Annotated in this window: 4 protein-coding genes; 3 read left to right on the top strand and 1 reads right to left on the bottom strand. The window is 60.2% G+C overall.

Annotation, left to right across the window (positions count from 1 at the left end):
* On the bottom strand, positions 1 to 546 hold a 546-nt coding region (locus ABT116_RS40350; RefSeq protein ID WP_351644997.1), incomplete at its 3' end, for an FtsW/RodA/SpoVE family cell cycle protein.
* Positions 547 to 1,210: 664 nt separating this feature from the next.
* Between ABT116_RS40350 and ABT116_RS40345 the strand changes: the two genes are divergently transcribed.
* From ABT116_RS40345 to ABT116_RS40335, 3 genes are all read left to right on the top strand, one after another.
* Entirely contained in the window at positions 1,211 to 2,095 is an 885-nt protein-coding gene (locus ABT116_RS40345; protein WP_003944243.1) for a hypothetical protein, read from the top strand.
* A gap of 511 nt (positions 2,096 to 2,606) precedes the next feature.
* Positions 2,607 to 3,344: an HAD family hydrolase gene (locus tag ABT116_RS40340; protein WP_245220017.1), complete on the top strand. Its 738-nt coding sequence runs from the start codon at positions 2,607 to 2,609 to the stop codon at positions 3,342 to 3,344.
* A gap of 449 nt (positions 3,345 to 3,793) precedes the next feature.
* The coding region (locus ABT116_RS40335; RefSeq protein WP_351644992.1) for a hypothetical protein at positions 3,794 to 4,127 on the top strand (334 nt) is incomplete at its 3' end.

Below are 4,127 nucleotides of genomic sequence, written 5' to 3'. Positions count from 1 at the left end.
GGGGCGTCTGCCTGTCGGCTCACGACATGACGGAGCAGTTCTGGGCCCGCAAGCGCCTCCAGCTGATCGCCGAGCCGTTTCGAAGACGAGCACGCCCACCGAGACGATCCAGGCGAGCAGGATCGGGCCGAGGTCGCGGGCACGCGGAAAGTCCATGCCCAGGAAGTGTTTACCGGCCGAGGTGAACAGGTCGCGCTTGGCGACGAGCACGGACGCAAAGAAGATGATGAGCAGGATCTTCGCGAACTCGCCTGGCTGAATGCTGAATCCGGGCAGCTCCGCCGGTTGAGGTTGGCGTACGAGGATGTTTCGTCTTCGATGGTCCCGGATTTTCCGTCTGAGCGTGATGTGCAGGACATCGTTGACGAACTCAATGCGCTGGACGAGGGCGCGCGGTGGGATGCTGTCGTGGCAGTTCTCGATCGGGAGTTGGTGAACCGAGTTGCCACCCTGAACTGGGATCTGGTGGAGGAGCCGTGCCAGATCGATGATGACACGCTCTTTTGGGGAGAGGTGATCCAGCTTCCTCACGAGCATCGAGTTCATATCGAGGGCCCCTGGTATTCGAGGAATGCTCCGCGATACGCGATTGTCTACAGCGAACGCCGGGCGCGTTGGGAACTTCCGTACGAGTGGAACAGCGGGTTGGATTCTGATGAGATGCTGCCATCGGATTCGAGGAAGCCTTTGGGGGAGGGATGGCAGATGTCTGTTGACAGTCGCGGCGAAGAGGTGTGGACGCTGACGATCGGATCAGACCGCACATCGTAGAGCGAGAGCTTGAAGTTCGTGCTCAGTGCAAGCTTTTGTACTGCGCGAAACGTGCGCCGGCAGAACGAGAAGGGAATCACCGGTGGGCACCTATCATCACGTGGTCTTACGCTCGGCAGCTGGCGAATACGTCGCCAGGGTAAGGCCGAGCGCATTCGGATGCGACATCAAGGTCGGTAGGGGAGGTTCGTTTGATCAGAACAGACTCCCGGCCATCATGGCGTTCGCGGAGAAGTATTTCGATAGTCCCCTGACGGCGATCTGGGTAGACGACCTGTCCTGTGACGGTTGGGAATACGACTCGTCACTGGTAGCTCCGTGGGACGGCCCGGTGTCCCTTGATGACGAACCTGAACTTCCTCACCTGGTACCGGCCAGCTCGCCAGGCCAAGCAGTCGCCGCTTGTCCGAACATCATTGTCGAGGGGATGTAACTACACGTGCTGACCGGGGATCCGAGCGAGGAAACATCGTTGTCATTGAATGAAATCCGAAGGGCCATAACGCAATCGTCAGTTCTGACGGCGAGACAAAAGCTCTCGTACCTGGGTGCGTGGTCGGTTCATGCTCGTGAGGCATCCCGTAATGCAGCCAGAGTCGAGGACTACTGGCACGCGACTGATGTTGCTGTCCGCGTCTCGGCGTTGCGCGCTTGCGTGAATTCCGTCGATCCGGAGTTGATTTCGGACTTGTTGGCGACGTTGACCCCATGCGCAGAATCTCCCGACCCCACCCCCTTCGAGGAGGCACTCAGATTCGAATTCGGGGATCCGGTTGGTACTGCGATCAACCAACTGGCTCGGGAATGGGATGCGTGGCCCAACCGTCCGTGGCCGATGTTGATGCACCACGCCGTTGACAGCACAAGCAGGTATCTGGCCTTGGATAGCCTGTCGAGGGTCGATCGTGGGAAGGCGCGGTTGGCCGCAGCTTTGGCAGTTGCGATCCCGATGGTGGTACGCAGCGAATTCGCCGAGATCGGTGTTCGGGGTCGCTATATCTTGTTGTGGCGGGGACTGGGGAAGTTCGGGGTAAGCCCTCGACGCGACGTTTGGCCTGAACTGGCGGCTCGCCGGGCACCTCACGATTACAGCGCGCAGCCTCTGTCGTCGTTTACGGCCAACTTTGAGGTTGCCTTGGATTTCGCGAGGGACGGTGAGGGCATTTTGTTGGCTGAGTTGGTTCCGCTGTCGGCCGTATTCTCCACCTCGCTGGTGTTGGGGTTCATGGGATCTGAGGTGGTCGTGCGAGATCATCGCCACCGCTGGCTGGTGCCTCTCCGCAGGGTCGAGGGCGCTTGGGTAGTTGACTACAGCCCGCCCTGATTGATTCATCTCCCGAGCGGCCGTCCAGTCTCGACGTTGCTTGCAGTTGCGTACATCTATCAGGGGTGGGGGTTCGCAGTCGGGGCGATGTTGTGGGGAGGGTTTGCTGTTTTCGCGTACTACCGTTATCGGTCGCTCTTGGGATTAGTTGTGCCTCACAGTATTTTCAATCTTGGCGTGGCGGCGGGTTGGATGGGACGGCGATGGTTGGTCGTGGTCGTGGTCGTGGTCGTGGCCGTCGCGGTCGTAGTGGTCGGCTTTGCTGTTGTCTACATCGCAGAGATCGAGAGGTCGCGTGGTTCTCGTTTGGGCACTGAGGTCGGGGTAGACGTGGGCGATCGGCAATCGCGGTCAGTTGTGTTGACCGGTGAGCCTTAAGGCCAGAAGCATCAAAGAAGGCCCTGTTCGAGTGCGTGAACAGGGCCTTTGGCAACTAGATGCATCAGAGGATTCGTCCGGGTGGGGCGCGGGACCGTGCTCAATGTCTGTGTCTGCCCATATCGTTGGGGATATGACGGAGAATCGACGCTTTCTTGATCGCCCGAAACCGTGGTTGGATGCTCCGCGCCCGGGGCCGACTGTCGTTGTCGACATCGATGGCGTCGTTGCGGATATGCACAATTTCGAGGGGTTGATCGCCGCGCCGTCATACGCCGATCGAGATTGGAAGCGGTTTCATACCCATTTCGGTGAAGCTTCCCTGAACCGCGCGGGTGGAAAGTTGGTTCGGGCGCTCGACAGTGCAGGCTTCACCATTGCTTACAGCACAACCCGCTTGGACCAATTCAATCGGACATCTGATCGGTGGATCCGGGCGAAGTCGTTGCCGCCCGGTCATATCGAATCACGGAGCTTGTGGGTGGACGGAACTGTGCGTCGGGCGTTTGATGTCAAACGTCGGCATTGGTGGCGGTGGGAAAACCACTACGCAGAGACGAGCCCGATAGTGGCCTGGATCGACGACGAACCAGACGCAGTCGACGCGCTTCGGGGGGAGGGCTGCCCGGCGTGGTTGTTCTCGGAGCTCTTCGATCGCCTCAAAGTCGGCGATGTGGTTCCTGCGCTTGCATCCGGACCGGAACCCGTTGATGTTCTCTCTGCGAGGAAGGTGGAGGCTTCGCCGCGGTGGGAGGAATTCGACGAGCGCTTCAAGGTCAAACACGCGCGGTGGCAGAAACGGCACGCGGAACGAATGCGGAGTCGCCAACAGGATCAACGAGTGGATGGCGATGGAGCTGTTCGCGTCTGAGCCATTCTGTGAAGGTGGCTCACCGCATCGACGATGACATCGATGCGGTGAGCCGGAGCACACTACGCCAGCAATGCGCCGCTGACGATGCTACTGCACTCCTGCTCGGAGGTGCGGAGATTAGGCTCAGCCGCATGACCCTCTGGTTCTTGCGCTCTCGATCCAACAAGTACGCGGTGAGAGTCGACATCGCCGCTGCTGCTGCGGATCTTCGTGGTCGAATGCGCGCTGTACGTGAGATCAGCTCTCCTACAGGCAGTGTGGACTGGGAGTCGGCGCGTGAGATCGCTGGAAAGTGTGATTCTCAATTCGTGGCGGCCGCCCGAACGCTTCCTTTTCTCGAGAGGCGCTTGGCGTTGGCTTGGGAGCGGTCACTAGTCATGAGTTGTTGGTATGCCCGAGGTAATCGACACGGCTTCGAGCTCCTTGAGGAACGAGGCTTTGCGCTTATGTCGATGCTCCCGGAAGGGGTTCAAGCGTCGGTCTGTCGCGAGTTCGTCGATGCCGTCGACCACCGCCACGAGATGGGCTCCCGCGTCGACGGGGTAGGCGAGTCGGTGTCTGCGGCGGAACCTGCGCTGGTCGAAGTGACTCAGAAAGCGTTGCGCCGACGAATGAAGGACGAGCGACAACTGATCGTGCTCGAGAGCGTGATCGGTGGCCAGTCCGGACGGATCGGTCAAAGCCTGCGGCATTATGTGCCGTGGCTCGACTTCGCGTGCCCCCGGATCACATGGAGCAGCTGCGGGCCGCCGCCGCGGCCCGGGTCATGCCGGTGCTCGG

Source organism: Streptomyces sp. NPDC002130, assembly GCF_040296465.1.
Classification (GTDB): Bacteria; Actinomycetota; Actinomycetes; order Streptomycetales; family Streptomycetaceae; genus Streptomyces.
Note: the sequence above shows the minus strand (reverse complement) of the source record. Positions and strands in the feature narration are given on the sequence as shown.